14 protein-coding genes and 2 pseudogenes are annotated in these 15,757 nt (G+C 72.0%); all 16 read left to right on the top strand.

Features of this window, described 5'->3' with window-relative positions:
• Nucleotides 1-198: 198 nt before the first annotated feature.
• Nucleotides 199-1,491 carry a bifunctional folylpolyglutamate synthase/dihydrofolate synthase gene (locus tag ACWJ6R_RS14505; RefSeq protein ID WP_449062721.1) on the top strand — a complete coding sequence of 431 codons (1,293 nt, stop codon included), beginning with the start codon at nt 199-201 and terminating at the stop codon, nt 1,489-1,491.
• Nucleotides 1,492-1,516: 25 nt separating this feature from the next.
• Complete coding sequence (locus ACWJ6R_RS14500; RefSeq protein WP_449062720.1) at nt 1,517-1,855, top strand: DUF4233 domain-containing protein; 339 nt, start codon at nt 1,517-1,519, stop codon at nt 1,853-1,855.
• An 89-nt stretch (nt 1,856-1,944) separates the two neighbouring features.
• Nucleotides 1,945-3,492 (top strand): hypothetical protein, encoded by a 1,548-nt coding sequence (locus ACWJ6R_RS14495; RefSeq protein ID WP_449062719.1) that lies wholly within the window; start codon nt 1,945-1,947, stop codon nt 3,490-3,492.
• A 55-nt stretch (nt 3,493-3,547) separates the two neighbouring features.
• Entirely contained in the window at nt 3,548-3,958 is a 411-nt protein-coding gene (gene ndk / locus ACWJ6R_RS14490; RefSeq protein ID WP_449062718.1) for a nucleoside-diphosphate kinase, read from the top strand.
• 206 nt (nt 3,959-4,164) lie between these two features.
• Nucleotides 4,165-5,196: a rod shape-determining protein MreB gene (gene mreB / locus ACWJ6R_RS14485; RefSeq protein WP_449062717.1), complete on the top strand. Its 1,032-nt coding sequence runs from the start codon at nt 4,165-4,167 to the stop codon at nt 5,194-5,196.
• The gene (gene mreC, locus ACWJ6R_RS14480) at nt 5,196-5,714 is read left to right on the top strand and encodes a rod shape-determining protein MreC (protein ID WP_449062716.1); all 519 of its coding nucleotides are present in this window, start codon (nt 5,196-5,198) and stop codon (nt 5,712-5,714) included. The genes mreB and mreC overlap by 1 nt, the downstream gene beginning before the upstream one ends.
• Before the next feature lie 20 nt (nt 5,715-5,734).
• Nucleotides 5,735-6,082, top strand: a complete 348-nt coding sequence (locus tag ACWJ6R_RS14475) for a rod shape-determining protein MreC (RefSeq protein WP_449062715.1) — start codon at nt 5,735-5,737, stop codon at nt 6,080-6,082.
• Nucleotides 6,079-6,627 (top strand): rod shape-determining protein MreD, encoded by a 549-nt coding sequence (mreD, locus tag ACWJ6R_RS14470; RefSeq protein ID WP_449062714.1) that lies wholly within the window; start codon nt 6,079-6,081, stop codon nt 6,625-6,627. The genes ACWJ6R_RS14475 and mreD overlap by 4 nt, the downstream gene beginning before the upstream one ends.
• A complete protein-coding gene (gene mrdA / locus ACWJ6R_RS14465) occupies nt 6,624-8,687 on the top strand; it encodes a penicillin-binding protein 2 (RefSeq protein WP_449062713.1) in 2,064 nt (687 codons plus the stop codon). The genes mreD and mrdA overlap by 4 nt, the downstream gene beginning before the upstream one ends.
• Nucleotides 8,681-9,844, top strand: a complete 1,164-nt coding sequence (rodA, locus tag ACWJ6R_RS14460; protein WP_449062712.1) for a rod shape-determining protein RodA — start codon at nt 8,681-8,683, stop codon at nt 9,842-9,844. The genes mrdA and rodA overlap by 7 nt, the downstream gene beginning before the upstream one ends.
• A gap of 132 nt (nt 9,845-9,976) precedes the next feature.
• Complete coding sequence (locus ACWJ6R_RS14455) at nt 9,977-10,192, top strand: hypothetical protein (RefSeq protein ID WP_449062711.1); 216 nt, start codon at nt 9,977-9,979, stop codon at nt 10,190-10,192.
• Nucleotides 10,189-11,388 (top strand): hypothetical protein, encoded by a 1,200-nt coding sequence (locus ACWJ6R_RS14450; protein ID WP_449062710.1) that lies wholly within the window; start codon nt 10,189-10,191, stop codon nt 11,386-11,388. Before ACWJ6R_RS14455 ends, ACWJ6R_RS14450 begins: the two co-directional genes overlap by 4 nt.
• Nucleotides 11,355-11,606, top strand: a complete 252-nt coding sequence (locus ACWJ6R_RS14445; protein ID WP_449062709.1) for a hypothetical protein — start codon at nt 11,355-11,357, stop codon at nt 11,604-11,606. Before ACWJ6R_RS14450 ends, ACWJ6R_RS14445 begins: the two co-directional genes overlap by 34 nt.
• Complete coding sequence (locus tag ACWJ6R_RS14440) at nt 11,606-12,502, top strand: phosphotransferase (RefSeq protein ID WP_449062708.1); 897 nt, start codon at nt 11,606-11,608, stop codon at nt 12,500-12,502. Before ACWJ6R_RS14445 ends, ACWJ6R_RS14440 begins: the two co-directional genes overlap by 1 nt.
• An 18-nt stretch (nt 12,503-12,520) precedes the next feature.
• A pseudogene (locus tag ACWJ6R_RS14435) lies at nt 12,521-14,432 on the top strand (TIGR03960 family B12-binding radical SAM protein).
• A 171-nt stretch (nt 14,433-14,603) separates the two neighbouring features.
• Nucleotides 14,604-15,382, top strand: a pseudogene (locus ACWJ6R_RS14430) (TIGR03936 family radical SAM-associated protein).
• The last annotated feature ends 375 nt before the right edge of the window (nt 15,383-15,757 follow it).

The raw sequence follows: 15,757 nt of genomic DNA, 5'->3' as shown, positions 1-15,757 counted from the left end.
CCGGACAATCTTTTTGGTGAGGGCCGCCCTTCGGGGCGGCCCTTTCCTGTTTTCCGGGACCGGTTCCGGGGTTGGTCGTCCTTCGGGGGCGGCCCTTCTTTCGTCCCCGGGTGTTCTCGGGTTTCCGGGCGGTCGGGAGCCCGCCGCCCGAGTCAGTAGGCTGGGAACGTGGACTATCGAGCGGTTGAACGAGCAATCATGGAACGCGGCGTCGAGTGGAACTTCGAGCCCACTCTGGACAGGATCTCCGCTCTCATGGACGTGCTCGGCTCACCGCAGCGCGCCTATCCGGTCGTTCACGTCGCCGGCACGAACGGCAAGTCGAGCACGACGCGAATGATCGAGACCATCCTGCGGGAGAGGAACCTCCGAGTCGGCCGGTTCACCAGTCCTCATCTCATCTCCATGCGCGAGCGCATCTGCATCGACGGGGTTCCGCTGGAGGAGGAGCGCTTCGCGGAGGTCTACCAGGACGTCGCCCCCTACCTTGAGATGATCGACGCGCAGGGCAGGAGGCTGTCCTTCTTCGAGACCCTCACCGCGATGGCGTTCGCCGCCTTCGCCGACGCCCCGGTGGACGTCGCGGTCATCGAGACGGGAATGGGCGGCAGCTTCGACGCCACCAACGTCGCCGACGGCACAGTGGCCGTGATCACGCCGATCTCCCTCGACCACGTCGACTACCTGGGGCCCGACGTGGCGACCATCGCGGGGGAGAAGGCCGGAATCATCAAACCGGGTGCGACCGCCGTACTGGCCCAGCAGGAGCTCCCCGCGGCCGAGGTGCTGATGCGCAGGGCCGCGGAGACCGGGGCCGTCGTGGCCCGCGAAGGGCTGGAGTTCGGGGTCGTCTCCAGGGAACTGGCGATCGGCGGGCAGCTGCTCCACCTGAAGGGCCTCAAGGGAGACTACGAGGAGATCCTGCTCCCGCTGTACGGCGCGCACCAGGCGGGCAACGCCGCCTGCGCGCTGGCGGCGGTCGAGGCGCTGACCGCCGGTGACGAGACGCTCGACCCCGAGCTGGTCCGGCAGGCGTTCCTGCAGGTGCGGTCGCCCGGCAGGCTCGAGGTCGTACGGCGGGGCCCCACGGTCCTCGTGGACGCGGCGCACAACCCGGGAGGCGTCCAGGCGACGCTGGAGGCCGTGCACGAGTCATTCGACTTCGCCAAGCTCATCGCGGTGGTGGCGGTCTTCGAGGACAAGGACGTGAGGGGCATGCTGGAACTGCTGGAGCCCATGGTCGACGAGATCGTGGTGACCAGGAACTCCTCGCCCCGGTCCATGGACGTCGACGAGCTCGCGGTGCTCACCGGGGACGTCTTCGGTCCCGAGCGGGTGCGCCGGGCCGAGCGGCTCGACGACGCCATCGATCTCGGCATCGGCTTGGCTGATGAGGCAGGGGAGTTCGCGGGGGCGGGAGTCCTGATCACCGGTTCGGTGGTCACCGCAGGAGACGCGCGGCTGCTGCTCAAGGTGGGCGAGGCCGGATGAGCCGTCCGGGGAGGAAGGACGAAGGATGATCACGGTCACACCGGGCATGCGCCGGCTCTGTGCCAGCGTGCTCGGGATGGAGGCGATCGTGGCGGGGCTGCTCACCCCCGTGGCGATCAACACCCAGGGGGTCGCCCCCGCACTGGCGGTGGCCGTGGGCATCGGGCTGGCGGTCGCGTGCGTCATCGTCATCGGCCTGCTCAAGCATCCCTTCGCCTACATCGCGGGGAGTGTCGTCCAGGTGCTGGCGATCGTCTCCGGGCTGCTGGTCCCGATGATGTTCTTCCTCGGGTCGATCTTCGCCGCCCTGTGGATTACGGCGATATTCGTCGCTCACCGTGTCGAGGGCGTGACTTCCCGCTAAAGTCGGCCAACATGGCCGTCCCCCCAACTCAGCCGACGCGGACGGTGGCCGCCGAGCCTGCGGTCCCGACGCGTGCGCCTCGTTCCTCCGTGCTGCTCGACATCGTCCTCGGACTTCTCGTCGCGGTGGCGCTTCCGCTGGCGATCGTCGCCATTCCGAACACCATCTCGGTGGTGGCCGCCCTCCTGCCGCCCGGCATCTCGCAGATCGAGCTGATCCGGGCACACGGGCTGGCACTGCCCTCGATGGTGATGACCGTCCCGCTGGCCGCTCTGATCGTGCGCCGGCTGCGGGCCGCGCCGGTCCTGATGGCCGGGCTGACACTGCTCGCGGTCGCCGACGCGGCGGGAGGCTTCGCCGACTCGGCGCTGATGGTCGGCGCGCTCCGGGGAGTGCACGGGATCGGCGCGGGCCTGCTCATCCCCGCCACACTGGTAGCGGTGTGGGAGCGGCCCCGCGTGCTCCGGGCCGTGTGGGCGGGCATGCTCGCGACGAGCCTTCTGACGGCGCAGGCACTGGCCCTGTGGCCGTTGGACGAGGCCACCTCGTGGCGGGTCACGCTCCAGCCGTACCCGCTGCTGACCGGGATCGCCCTCACACTCGCGGCCGTTCACCTCGTGCTGTGGCTGAAGAGCGGCCAGCACACCGGGGCGGCGCCCAGGCCGGGCCCGATGGAGCGGCGGCGGCTGCTGCTCGCCGCGGTGCCCTCCGCGGGCATCGCGTTCCTGGCCTTCGGCACCACCTTCGATTGGCCGCCGGGACTGGTGGTCCTCACGGCGCTACTGGCCATCGCCGTGCTGGCGGGGTTCGCCTTCGCGGGATCCTTCGAAGGGGTGGACGGGCGCATCCTGGCCTACACGATGCTGGCGGTCGGGGTCGTGGTCCTGTCGATGGCGGCTCAGGTCACCTACGTCGAGCTCCGCGGGCTGGGCGGTCCGGGCCTGGCCGCGCTCTGGCCCGCCTTCGTGCTCGCCGGAGTGGCGGCGGTGGCCGCCGCCGTGCTGATGAATCGCCTGGACGACGCGGCCATGCCCATGATGGCGGCGGGGGGCCTGGTGGTCGTGGTGGTCGGCCTGTGCACGGTGAGATTCCTGCTCCCGGCCGTCGCCGGGCCGGTGCTGATCGCCCCGTTCGTCCTGCTGGCAGCCGGTTCGGCGGTGGCGCTGACCTCCGCGCTGCGACTGTCCGGAGTAGGCGCCTCGCTCTTCGCACTGTCGCTGTTCTTCCCCGGGGTGCTCGTGGGTTTCCTGCTGGGCAGCGGGATACAGGTCATCCGCCTGAAGGAGGCGGTCGTGCGATCGAGGGAAGGCGCGTCCTCGCAGGCGCTGGTCGATGCGTTCGTGAGCGCCCTGCACCTGTGGGCGCTGGTCGGCGGGGGCCTGATGGTCGCCGTGATCGTGATCTGCGCGCTGTTGGCGCGCCGTTCGGCGGCGGTCCGGTCGGGTGCGGCCGCGGGGGAACCGGAACGGGCGGACGCCGGGTCGGCATCGGTCGAGAAGGGGAGCCGTTCCCCCGAGGAGCCGGACGTCCCGGAGGGGCCCGGCGCGGGGCCGGTGGTTCCCCCTCCCATGCCCTCACCGGAGGACTCCGAGGAGGACGGACCCGCCGACCGCGGGGAAACCGGTCGAGGACGGTAAACTGCGCCCGTTCACCGCAAGTCTGCGGTCCCATCCCGTTCAAAGGAGAACTTCAGTGTCCGAGCGGACTCTTGTCCTGATCAAGCCCGACGGTGTCGCGCGCGGCCTCATCGGCGACGTGATCGCCCGTGTCGAGCGCAAGGGCCTGAAGGTCGTGGCGATGGACCTGCGCACCCTGGACGCCGAGACCGCCAAGGTCCACTACGCGGAGCACTCGGAGCGGCCGTTCTTCGGCGAGCTGGTCGAGTTCATCACCTCCGGCCCGCTCGTCGCCATGGTGCTCGAGGGCCCCCGCGCGGTCGAGGCGTTCCGCGCGCTGGCCGGTCTGACCGACCCGGTGAAGTCCGCGCCCGGCACCATCCGCGGCGACCACGCCCTGGAGATCGGCGAGAACGTGGTCCACGGCTCGGACTCGCCCGAGTCCGCCGCCCGCGAGATCAAGATCTTCTTCCCGGACCGCTTCTAGGCTTCCGGTTCCGCAGGCCCCGTAAGGCCCCGCCGTCCCGCTGGGACGGCGGGGCCTTACGCATGTGACCGAGTGTGATGTCCTGGGACGCGAGATTTTTCTGGGACAGGATGGCTCATTGTGGACAGGGGTGGGTACATACAGTCACAAAGCGAGTTCGCTCCGTAGTTCTCGCCGATGACCGACGGAAGGAAGGCGGCTTCCCCATGGGCAGCAGGCTCGCATTCCTCGGCCGCGACATGGCGGTCGACCTTGGCACCGCCAACACCCTTGTCTACGTGCGAGGCCGTGGCATCATCCTCAACGAGCCCTCCGTCGTGGCGATCAACACGGCCACCGGGAAGATCGTGGCGATCGGCATCGAGGCCAAACGGATGATCGGCCGGACCCCCGGCAACGTGACGGCCGTCCGGCCGCTCAAGAACGGCGTCATCACCGACTTCGAGGTCGCCGAGCGCATGCTCCGCTACTTCATCCAGCGGGTGCACGTCCGCCGTCCCTGGGCCAAGCCGCGCGTCATCGTCGCGGTGCCGAGCGGGATCACCGCCATCGAGCAGCGTGCGGTGAAGGAGGCCGGTTACCAGGCCGGCGCGCGGCGGGTCTACATCGTGGAGGAGCCGATGGCGGCGGCGATCGGCGCCGGTCTCCCGGTGCACGAGCCGACCGGCAACATGGTCGTCGACATCGGCGGCGGGACCACCGAGGTGGCCATCATCTCGATGGGCGGCATGGTGACCAGCCAGTCGATCCGGGTGGGCGGCGACGAACTGGACCAGGCGATCATCAACTTCGCCAAGAAGGAGCACTCGCTCATGCTCGGCGAGCGCACCGCCGAGGAGATCAAGATCTCGATAGGTTCGGCCTGCGCCATGCCGGAGGAGGGCCACGCCGAGATCCGCGGCCGCGATCTGGTCAGCGGCCTGCCCAAGATGATCGTCGTGTCGGCGGGGGAGATCCGCGCGGCCATCGAGGAACCGCTGAACTCGATCGTGGACGCGGTCAAGACCACGCTGGACAAGTGCCCGCCGGAGCTCTCCGGAGACCTGATGGACCGGGGGATCGTGCTCACCGGGGGCGGCGCGCTCCTGCGGGGCCTGGACGAGCGGCTGAGGGACGAGACGGGGATGCCGATCCACCTGGTGGACAACGCGCTCGACTCGGTGGTGCTGGGCACGGGCAAGTGCGTCGAGGACTTCGAGGCACTGCAGCAGGTCCTCGTCCCGGAGCCGAGACGCTGATGAAGGACACACGGCAGGCACGGGCGACGGTGGGGCTGCTGCTGGCCTCGGCCCTGGTGCTCATGACGGTCGACCACAGGTCCGGGGAGAACTCCCCCCTCGGCCCGCTGAGGGGCGCCGGCACGGCGGTGTTCGGCGTCGTCGAACAGGCGGGCGCGAGTGTCGCGCGACCGGTGGTCCGCTTCTTCGAGGCGGTGGCGGCCGCGCCCGGGGCGCAGCGCAGGATCGAGGAGCTGCGCGGGGAGAACGAGCGGCTCAAGTACGCGCTGGCCGCGCAGGCGCTGGATCACCGGCGCTCGGCGGAACTGCGCCGCCTGCTGGGCACGGCGGGGCTCGGCGGCTACGAGGTCGTGCCCGCGCAGGTGATCGCCCGCAGGAACGTGCCCGGCTTCGAGGAGGCCGTGGAACTCGACGTCGGCAGCGCCGACGGGGTACGGCCGGAGATGACGGTGCTGAACGGCGACGGCCTGGTCGGACGGGTGGTCCAGGTGGGTCCGTCCACCTCGACGCCGCGCTGATCAGCGCCCCCGCCTCGTCCGTGGGCGCCCGCCTGGAGGGCAGCGGCGAGATCGGAGTGGTGCGGGGGGCCGGGGAGAACGGGCGCCTGCTGCACTTCCGGCTGCTCGACTCGGCCACGCCGATCACCCGCGGCCAGCGGATCGTGAGCTTCGGCTCGCAGCGCGGCGTGCCGTACGTGGCGGGGGTGCCGATCGGGGTCGTCGAGCGGGTGGAGGCGACGCCGGGTGAGCTGACCAGGATCGCGTACGCCCGGCCGTACGCGGACCTGACCGCGTTGAACGTCGTGGGAGTGGTGGTGCGGCCGCCGGCGCGCGATCCGCGTGACGCGGTGCTGCCGCCCGCCGGGCAGAGCGGAGCCGGACGGTGAACCGCGACGCGCTCTCCGCGGGCCTGGTCCTGCTGCTGATGGCCGTCCAGGTCACGTTCGTCAACCGGCTGCCGCTGCCCGGTGACGCCGCGCCCGATCTGGTGCTGCTCGCGGTGGTGGGGTACGCCCTGGCCCGCGGCGCCCGGGCCGGGGCGGTGATGGGATTCGCCGCGGGTCTGTTCGGCGACGTCCTGCCGCCGGCCGCCCACGAGATGGGACAGTACGCGCTGGTGCTGTGCCTGATCGGGTTCGCGGCCGGGCGCTGGGCGGAGAGCCGTCCGGAGGCCGGGCTGGCGGTGGCGCTGGGCTGCGCGGCGCTGGGGCCGGTGGTCGCGGTGGTGGTCGGCGTGGTCTTCGGCGGCGCCGAGGCCGGGGTGGTCGCGCTCGCGGGTGGGCTGCTCCCGGTGATGGTCTACAACGTGCTGGCCGCGCCGCCCATGGTGTGGGCGGTGACGAGGGTCGTCCGGGGCCGGGACCGTTCCCGGGTCCGGAGGCGGGACCGGGGCGTACGGCGTGCGGGACGTCTGGTGGGAGGCCGTCCATGATCTATATGCGGCGGAGGCTGGCCGTGGTGCAGGTACTGCTGGTGGTGCTGCTGGCGGTGGTCACCGCGCGGCTCTGGCAGGTGCAGGTGGTGCGCGGCGCGCAGTACGCGGCGGCGGCGACCGAGACGCGCACCCGCGACGTCGTGGTGCCCGCCGTCCGGGGGCAGATCCTCGACTCGGCAGGGCGGCCGCTGGTCCGCAACCGGACCACGCTGGTGGTCTCGGTGGACCGGACGAAGCTGGGCCGGATGAAGGACAAGGGGGCCGCCGTGATGGCGCGGCTGGGGTCGGTGCTGGGCCGGGACCCGCAGGACCTCGCGTTGCGGCTGCGCCCGTGCGACGCCAAGGTCTCCCGCCCGTGCTGGGCGGGTTCGCCGCACCAGCCGATCCCGGTCGACGCCGACGTCGACACCCCGGAGGCCCTGCAGATCCTGGAGCGGCAGGAGATGTTCCCGGGGGTCACGGCCGAGGTGCAGGCCGTACGGGACCATCCGGGCGGGGGCGCGGCCGTGCAGGCGCTCGGCTACCTGCAGCCGGTCACGAAGGAGGAGCTGGAGCGGCGCCAGGGGTTGAAGGCCGAGTTCTCCGGGGTGGACATGGCGGGCAGGGACGGCCTGGAGTCGGTGTACGACCAGGAGCTGCGCGGCACCCCGGGGTGGCGGCGGGTCCAGGTGGACCGGCTCGGCCGGGTGCTCGGGGTCGAGCACGAGGTGCAGGGCAAGGCCGGCCACCTGCTCATCACCAGCATCGACGCCAAGGTGCAGGCCGTGGCGGAGCGGGCCATCGCCGAGGCGATGAAGGCCGCGCCCAAGGCCGACGGCGCGGCGGCGGTGGTGCTGGACGCCAGGACCAGCCGGGTCATCGCGCTCGCCAGCGCGCCCTCCTACGATCCGGCGGTCTGGGCCGGCGGCATCGGTGAGGAGGAGTACGAGCGGCTGCTGTCCGGCAAGTCCGGCAAGCCGCTGGTCTCGCGGGCGATCAAGGGGGAGTTCGCGCCCGGATCGACGTTCAAGATGTCGTCGGTGGCCGCCATGTTCAAGGCCGGCTACCCGATGAACGGCCACTACAACTGCCCCGGCTCCTTCATGGTCGGCAGCCGCGCGTTCCGCAACTTCCGCGGCCGGGCGCTGGGCTCCATGACGCTGCACACGGCGCTGGTGAAGTCGTGCGACACGATCTTCTACAAGGCGGCCTACGAGCAGTGGCTCAAAGACGGCGGGCTGCGGCCGAAGGGCAAGCCGCGCGAGGTGATGGCGAAGACGGCGCGGGCCTTCGGGTTCGGCCGTCCCACCGGCGTCGACCTGCCGGGGGAGTCGCCGGGGCGGATCCCCGACCGGGCCTGGAAGAAGAAGATGTGGGCCGCCACCAAGGACGTGAACTGCAAGCGGGCCGAGGAGGGCTACCGGGACGTCGCGAAGGCCGACGCCGGGCGGGCCGCCTTCCTCACCAGGCTGGCGCACGAGAACTGCCTGGAGGGGTACCTGCTGCGGCCGGGTGACGCGGCCAACTTCTCCATCGGGCAGGGTGACGTGCTGGTGACGCCGCTGCAGCTGGCGACGGCGTACGCGGCGCTGGTCACCGACGGGAAGCTGCGCAGTCCCCGGCTGGGCTGGATGCTGGTCCGGCCGGACGGCACCAGGGTCAGGGAGATCAAGGTGCCGGTGCGGGGCACGCTGCCGGTCTCCGCGGCCGAGCGGGTCTACATCAAGCGGGCGCTGAGCCAGGTCGCCTCCGACGGTACGGCGGCCGGGGCGTTCACCGGGTTCCCGATGAAGAAGGTGAAGATCGGCGGCAAGACCGGTACCGCCGAGGTGTACGGCAAGGCCGACACCTCGTGGTTCGCCTCGTTCGCCCCGGTGGACGACCCCCGGTTCGTGGTCGTCGCGATGGTGTCGCAGGGCGGCCTGGGCAGCGCGGCCGCGGCGCCCGCCGTACGGAAGATCTACGAGGGCATCTACGGGTTCACTCCCAAGGGGAAGCCGGCGCCCGCGGCGCTGCCGGGCGGGGCGCCCGCGGCCAAGCCTCCGATGATCAAGCGGGACGGGACCCTCGCATGGTGAACCGGGTGATCGCCGTGGCGGACCGCTCCTTCGCCCGCAGGGCGGTGGGAGCGGCCTCGCCGGTGTGGCGGGTGGACGGGGTGCTGGCGGTCGCGGTGGCGGCGCTGGCGGTGATCAGCGTGCTCATGGTGTGGTCGTCGACCAGGACCTGGGCGCCGGGCAGCACCGGGCTGGTCAAGAAGCACGTGCTCAACCTGGGGGTCGGCGCCGCGCTGGCGGTGGCGGTGACGGCGGTGAGCCACCGGACGGTGCGGGCCTACGCGCCGCTGGTCTACGGGGCGGCTCTGCTCGGCCTGATCCTGGTGGTCACACCGGTCGGCGCGGAGGTCAACGGCGCCCACTCGTGGATCATGCTGGGCGGCGGCTTCGCCTTCCAGCCGTCGGAGTTCGCCAAGCTCGGCCTGGTGCTCATACTGGCCATGCTGCTGGCCCAGCCCGCGGAGGGCAGCGACCGGCCGCGCGGGCTGGACGTCGTGGTGGCGCTGGCGGTCGCGGGCGTCACCATGGGCCTGGTCATGCTCCAGCCCGACTTCGGCACCACGATGGTGCTGGGCGTGATCACGGCGGCGGCGCTCGTCCTCAGCGGGATCCGCAAGCGCTGGCTCGTCCTGCTGCTGTTCGCCGTGGCGGCCGCGGGCACGGCGGTCTGGCGGCTCGACGTGCTGGAGCCGTACCAGGTGGCCCGGTTCACCGCCTTCCTCGACCCGTCCACCGACCCGCGCGGTGTGGGCTACAACAGCACCCAGTCGCTGAACGCGGTCGGGTCGGGGCGGTTGTTCGGCAAGGGGCTGTTCGGCGGCGGCCAGACCATGGGCAGGTTCGTGCCCGAGCAGCACACCGACTTCGTCTTCACCGTGGTGGGGGAGGAGTTCGGGTTCCTCGGCTCGGTCACCGTGGTGATGCTGCTCGGGGTGGTCCTGCTGCGCGCGGTGCGGATCGCGCGGCGGTGCGGCGACCGGTTCGGCACGCTGGTGGCCGGTTCGATCGTGTGCTGGCTGGCCTTCCAGACCTTCGTCAACGTCGGCATGACGATCGGGATCATGCCGATCACCGGGCTGCCGCTGCCGTTCGTCTCCTACGGCGGCACCGCGACCTTCGCCAACATGCTCGCGATCGGGCTGCTCCAGGCGATCCATCTGCGGTCGCGGCCGTTCTGACCTCCCCGGACCTTCCCGGGGAGGTCACATGAGAGTCTCCCGCATGTGTGCGGAATCCGGCTCTCACTGGCGTTTCCCGCGTCAAGCGAACATTCTGGGAACGACGCCGGAACCCGCGATGACGGAGGGGTCGTGACATCGGAGCCCGTTGAGCGGGAGCGCGCGCTGGAGCTGCTGCGCACCGCGTTCCCCGATTACCGGATCGTGTTCAGCAGGGGCCGGTGGGCCGCGGTGTCGGCGGGCAGCCCCCCGGGGGTCTGGTTCGCCGAGACCCCGAGCAGTCTGTGCGGGCAGCTCTTCCAGGCCCAGCTCCGCAGCGGCGGCACGGTCGTGCCGTTCGGCCGATGACCCCGGGCCCGCGGGGTGCGGACCGCGCCACCCTGGCCTACGCGACCATCGTCCGGAACCGGACGCTGGCCGCGCTGTCCGGCCCACCGACGGTGGCCGAGATCCAGCGGATGGTGGACGAGATCCACGCCTGCGCCCCGCAGCAGACCAGGTTCAAATGCTGGCGGCTGGCGCACGGCTGGACCGTGGAGGAGGCCATCGAGCACTTCCACGCCATGTGCGACCGGTACGGCGTCAAACGGCGCGGGCTCAGCGAACGCTCCTGGCGGGAGTGGGAGGCGGGGGCTCGGCCCGACCGCGACTACACCGACCTGCTCTGCCGGCTCTTCGAGACCGGGCCGGTCCAGCTGGGCTTCGCCCAGGACTACACGCCGGAGGGGCTGCGAGCCGCGGCGCCGCCGGCGCTGGATCTGATCGCGGCCGCCGCGGACGAGGCGGGCAGCCACGCGGAGCTGGCCGAGGCGAGCGAGCTGGGCGCGGGTGCGCTGGAACGGCTGCGCACGCAGGTGATCTGGGTGGGCAAGCGCTACGTCTCCGAGGCTCCGCTGCCCCTGTTCGTGGAGATGCGCGAGCTGCAGGAGCGCACCCGCAAGGCGCTGGAGAAGCGCATCCACCCGGGCCAGGCCCGGGAGCTGTACTTCCTGACCGGCGCGCTGTGCGGGCTGATGGCGAACGTCAGCATGGACATGGACCGCCGGATCCCCGCGGACACCCTGGCCCGCGCCGCCTGGACGTACGGCAAGGTGGCCGGGCACACGGCGCTGATGGGCTGGGCGCGTGGCATGCAGTCGTCGGTGGCGCTGTGGGACCGGCGCTACGGCGACGCGGCCAGGTACGCCGAGGAGGGCCTGACCCATCTGCGCACGGGATCCGGCGCGACCCGGCTGCACATGCTGCGGGCCCGCGCCTACGCGATGCAGGACCGTGCCGCGGAGGCGGCCGAGGCGCTGGCCCGGGCCGCGGACGCCGCGCGGGCGGGGCCGACGAGCTGCACGACGAGATCGCCGGGGAGTTCGCCTTCCAGCCCGCCAAGGAGCGCTACTACGCGGCGGTCACCCACCTGCACCTGGGGGATACGGCCCTGGCCATCTCCTCGGCGCGGGAGTCGCTGCGGCTGTACGCGGAAGGGGAGCCGGAGAACCGCTCCTACGGCTGCGAGTCGATGGCGAGCGCCCATCTGGTGGTCGCCCACCTGATGGAGGGGGACACCGCGGGCGCGGAAGAGGCGATGGCGCCGGTCCTGGCGCTCCCGCCCGACCGGCGGATCGGCAGTCTGGGCACCACCCTGCACACCGGGCGCGCACTCGTCGCGGCCCGGCCGGACGGCGAGCGGGTGGCCCGCCGGATCGAGGGCTTCTGCGCGGCGGGACTGCCGCAGCAGGCCCGGCACGCGATCTCCGAGAGGAACCGATGATGACGATCACCGCCGAGGACGGGATCCTCGGCCGGTCCGACGCTGCCGCGCTCGCCCTGGCCTGCGCACGGGTCGGTCTGAGCACCCGGGGCGTCACCCTGCTGCGCGACTTCGCCAACGCCGTCTACCACCTGCCCGCCGAGGGCGCGGTGGTACGGCTGGCGCAGGCGTCGCCGGGCCGCCTCGACCGGCTGGTCACCTCCGTCCGGGTCACGCGCTGGCTGGCCGACCAGGGCTTCCCGACGGTCCGGCCGCTGGAGGTGCGGCAGCCGGTGGCGGCGGAGGGGTACCTGGCGACCTTCTGGCACTACGAGGCGCACGTCGGCCCGCGACCGGAACCGGGGGACCTCGGGGTGCTGCTGCGGCGACTGCACGAACTGCCGCCACCCCCGTTCGAGCTGCCCGTGCACGACCCCTTCGGGCCGGTGCGCCGGGCGATCGGCGCCAGTCTCGTGCTCGGCGGCGACGACCGGGACTGGTTGCTGCGGCGCTGCGACGGCCTGGCCGAGACCTACTACGAGCGGGTGAGGTTCACGCTGCCGTACGGACTCGTCCACGGCGACGCGCACCGGGGCAACCTGATCCGCGGCGCGCGGGGCCTGCTGCTGTGCGACTGGGACTCGGTGTGCGCGGGGCCCAGGGAGACCGATCTGATCCCGACTCTGCAGGGCGTGCGGTTCGGGTTGACCGGACGCCAGCGCGCGGACTTCAGCCGGGCGTACGGCTGCGACCTGACGGAGTGGGAGGGCTATCCGGTGATGCGTGACATGCGTGAGCTGCAGACCCTCACCGCCGTGCTGCGCAACGGCCACCGCGACCGCCGGGCCCGGGAGGAACTGCGGCACCGGCTCGACTCGCTGCGAGCGCGCGACGACCGCCCGTGGCACCCTCTCTAGGCCGATACCCTTGAAGGTATGCCTGTCGAGTCACTGTTTCCCCGCCTGGAAGCGCTCCTGCCCAAGGTGCAGAAGCCGATCCAGTACGTCGGGGGTGAGCTCAACTCGACCGTCAAGGACTGGGACTCCGCGGGGGTCCGTTGGGCTCTGATGTATCCCGACGCCTACGAGGTGGGGCTGCCCAACCAGGGCGTCCAGATCCTTTACGAGATCCTCAACGAGCTGCCGGAGACGCTCGCCGAGCGGACCTACGCGGTCTGGCCGGACCTGGAGGCGCTGATGCGCGCCGAGGGCGTCCCGCAGTTCACCGTCGACGCGCACCGGCCGGTGCGGGCGTTCGACGTGCTGGGGCTCTCCTTCTCCACCGAGCTCGGCTACACCAACATGCTGACCGCGCTGGACCTGGCGGGGATCCCGCTGAGGGCCGCCGACCGCGGCGACGACGACCCGATCGTGCTCGCCGGCGGCCACGCCGCCTTCAACCCGGAGCCGATCGCCGACTTCCTCGACGCCGCGGTGCTGGGTGACGGGGAGCAGATCGCCATCGCGATCACCGAGGTCATTCGCGAGTGGAAGGCCGAGGGCTCGCCCGGCGGGCGCGACGAGCTGCTGATGCGGCTGGCCGAGTCCGGCGGGGTCTACGTGCCGAGGTTCTACGACGTCGACTACCACCCCGACGGCCGGATCCGGCGGGTCGCGCCGAACCGCCCGGGTGTGCCGTGGCGGGTGCACAAGCACACCGTCATGGACCTGGACGAGTGGCCGTACCCGAAGAAGCCGCTGGTCCCGCTGGCCGAGACCGTGCACGAGCGGTTCAGCGTGGAGATCTTCCGCGGCTGCACGCGGGGCTGCCGCTTCTGCCAGGCGGGGATGATCACCCGCCCGGTGCGGGAGCGGTCCATCACCACGATCGGCGACATGGTCGACGCCGGCGTCAAGGCGTCCGGCTTCAACGAGGTCGGGCTGCTCAGCCTCTCCAGCGCCGACCACTCCGAGATCGGCGACGTCGCCAAGGGCCTGGCCGACCGCTACGAGGGGACCAACACCTCGCTCTCGCTGCCCTCGACCCGGGTCGACGCCTTCAACATCGACCTGGCCAACGAGTTCTCCCGCAACGGCCGCAGGTCCGGTCTGACGTTCGCCCCCGAGGGCGGCTCCGAGCGGATGCGCAAGGTGATCAACAAGATGGTCACCGAGGAGGACCTGATCCGGACCGTCACCACGGCCTACAGCCAGGGCTGGCGGCAGGTGAAGCTCTACTTCATGTGCGGCCTGCCCACCGAGGAGGACGCCGACGTCCTCGGCATCGCCGACCTGGCCAAGAAGGTCATCAAGGCGGGCCGGGAGGCCACCGGCTCGCGGGACGTCCGCTGCACGGTCTCCATCGGCGGGTTCGTGCCCAAGCCGCACACGCCGTTCCAGTGGGCGGCCCAGGCCGACCACGAGACGGTCGACCGCCGCCTTGCGGCGCTGAAGGACGCCCTGCGCGGCGACAAGGAGTACGGCCGCGCGATCGGCCTGCGCTACCACGACGGCAAGCCCTCGATCGTGGAGGGCCTGCTCTCCCGGGGCGACCGCCGGGTGGGCGCCGTCATCCGGGCGGTCTGGGAGGCCGGCGGCCGGTTCGACGGCTGGAGCGAGCACTTCTCCTACCAGCGCTGGATGGACGCCGCGGCCGAGGCCGGGGGTCGACGTCGACTGGTACACCACGCGCGAGCGCGAGGAGAACGAGGTCCTGCCCTGGGACCACCTCGACGCCGGCCTCGACCGCGAGTGGCTCTGGCAGGACTGGCAGGACGCCGTGAACGACGTCGAGGTCGAGGACTGCCGCTGGACGCCGTGCTACGACTGCGGCGTCTGCCCGACGATGGGCACCGAGATCCAGATCGGCCCGACGGGCAGGAAGCTCCTGCCGCTGACCGTCGTGTGACGCGCGGCGCCGCGGCGCCGCGCCTCTTTCCGGGGAAGAAGCCCGCCTCATCGGCGGTTGTCTGAGGTGGGCCGTGCCGGGCACGGCCCACCCGCCGCGAGGCGGACGACCGCGACCAGAAAGGATGACAGCACTCTGAAACCCGTTCCCGACGGGCCTCCGCCCGCACCCGTGGCGCAGCGCCTGCGCGTGCGCTACGCCAAGCGCGGCCGCCTGCGTTTCACCAGCCACCGTGACATCTCCCGGGCCCTGGAGCGCGCGCTCCGGCGCGCGGACGTCCCGGTGGCGTTCAGCGCGGGCTTCTCGCCCCACCCGAAGATCTCCTACGTCGAGCGGCCGCTCCGACCGGGGTCGCCAGCGAGGCCGAGTACCTCGAGATCAGTGTGACGAGGGAGTGCGATCCCGACGGCCTGCGCGCCGCCCTGGACGCGTCCCTCCCGCCGGGTCTGGACGTGCTCGACGTCATCGAGGCCGGCCCCGGCAGCCTGGCCGACCGGCTGGAGTGCTCGGAGTGGCGGATCCGGCTGCCCGGCGCGGACCCGGCCCTGGCCAGGGCGGCGGTGGAGCGGTTCAACGCCGCCGAGCGGATCGAGGTGGAGCGCCTGACGAAGAAGGGGATGCGCCGCTTCGACGCGCGTGAGGCGGTGGTGAGCCTCGAGGCCGCGGAGGAAGCGGAGACAACAGCAGGTCAAGCGTCCAGTCAGTCATGTGTCATACTTCGCATGGTTGTACGGCACGCAACTCCTGCCGTTCGACCCGACGACGTTCTCACTGGATTGCGTCTCGTGGCCGACTTCGCGCCGCCGGTCCCTCCCGAGGTGACCAGGCTGGCGCAGGGGCCGCTGGACGTGCGCACCGGTGCGCCCGCCGATCCGTTCGGCCTGGACCGCGACAATTCGCGCGGCGGCGAAACGGAACCGGTGAGCGAGCACGTCGGCGGCGACCTATAGGACTTGGCGCCGGGCCTCGGCCCGGCGGACAGCGAGAGACGAGAGCTCCCGCGCGGCGCGGAGACGCGCCCGGGAGCTGACGGGAGAGCGCCCGCATGCTCGACAACGAGCCCAACGTCGGGGCCAATGGCCCTGCCGGGGACATAACGGAAAAGACAGTTCAGCCGCGTCGCCGGCGAGCCGCCAGCAGGCCCGCGGGCCGCCGCCGGAGCCGGAGGATCTGGAGCCCGCTCCGGAGCCGGCTCGCGGCCGGAGCCGGCCGCCGAGGTCGCACAGGCCCCGGGAGCCCACAGGCCCCGGTCCGGGAGGAGGCGTCCGCGCAGGCCCCGCCCCGTCAGGAGGAGGCGCCGCCGAAGCGTGCCACCCGGCGCAGGC

It is taken from the genome of Planomonospora algeriensis (assembly GCF_977012225.1).
The sequence above is the reverse complement of the archived record's forward strand: the minus strand, read 5'-3'. Positions and strand labels throughout refer to the sequence as shown.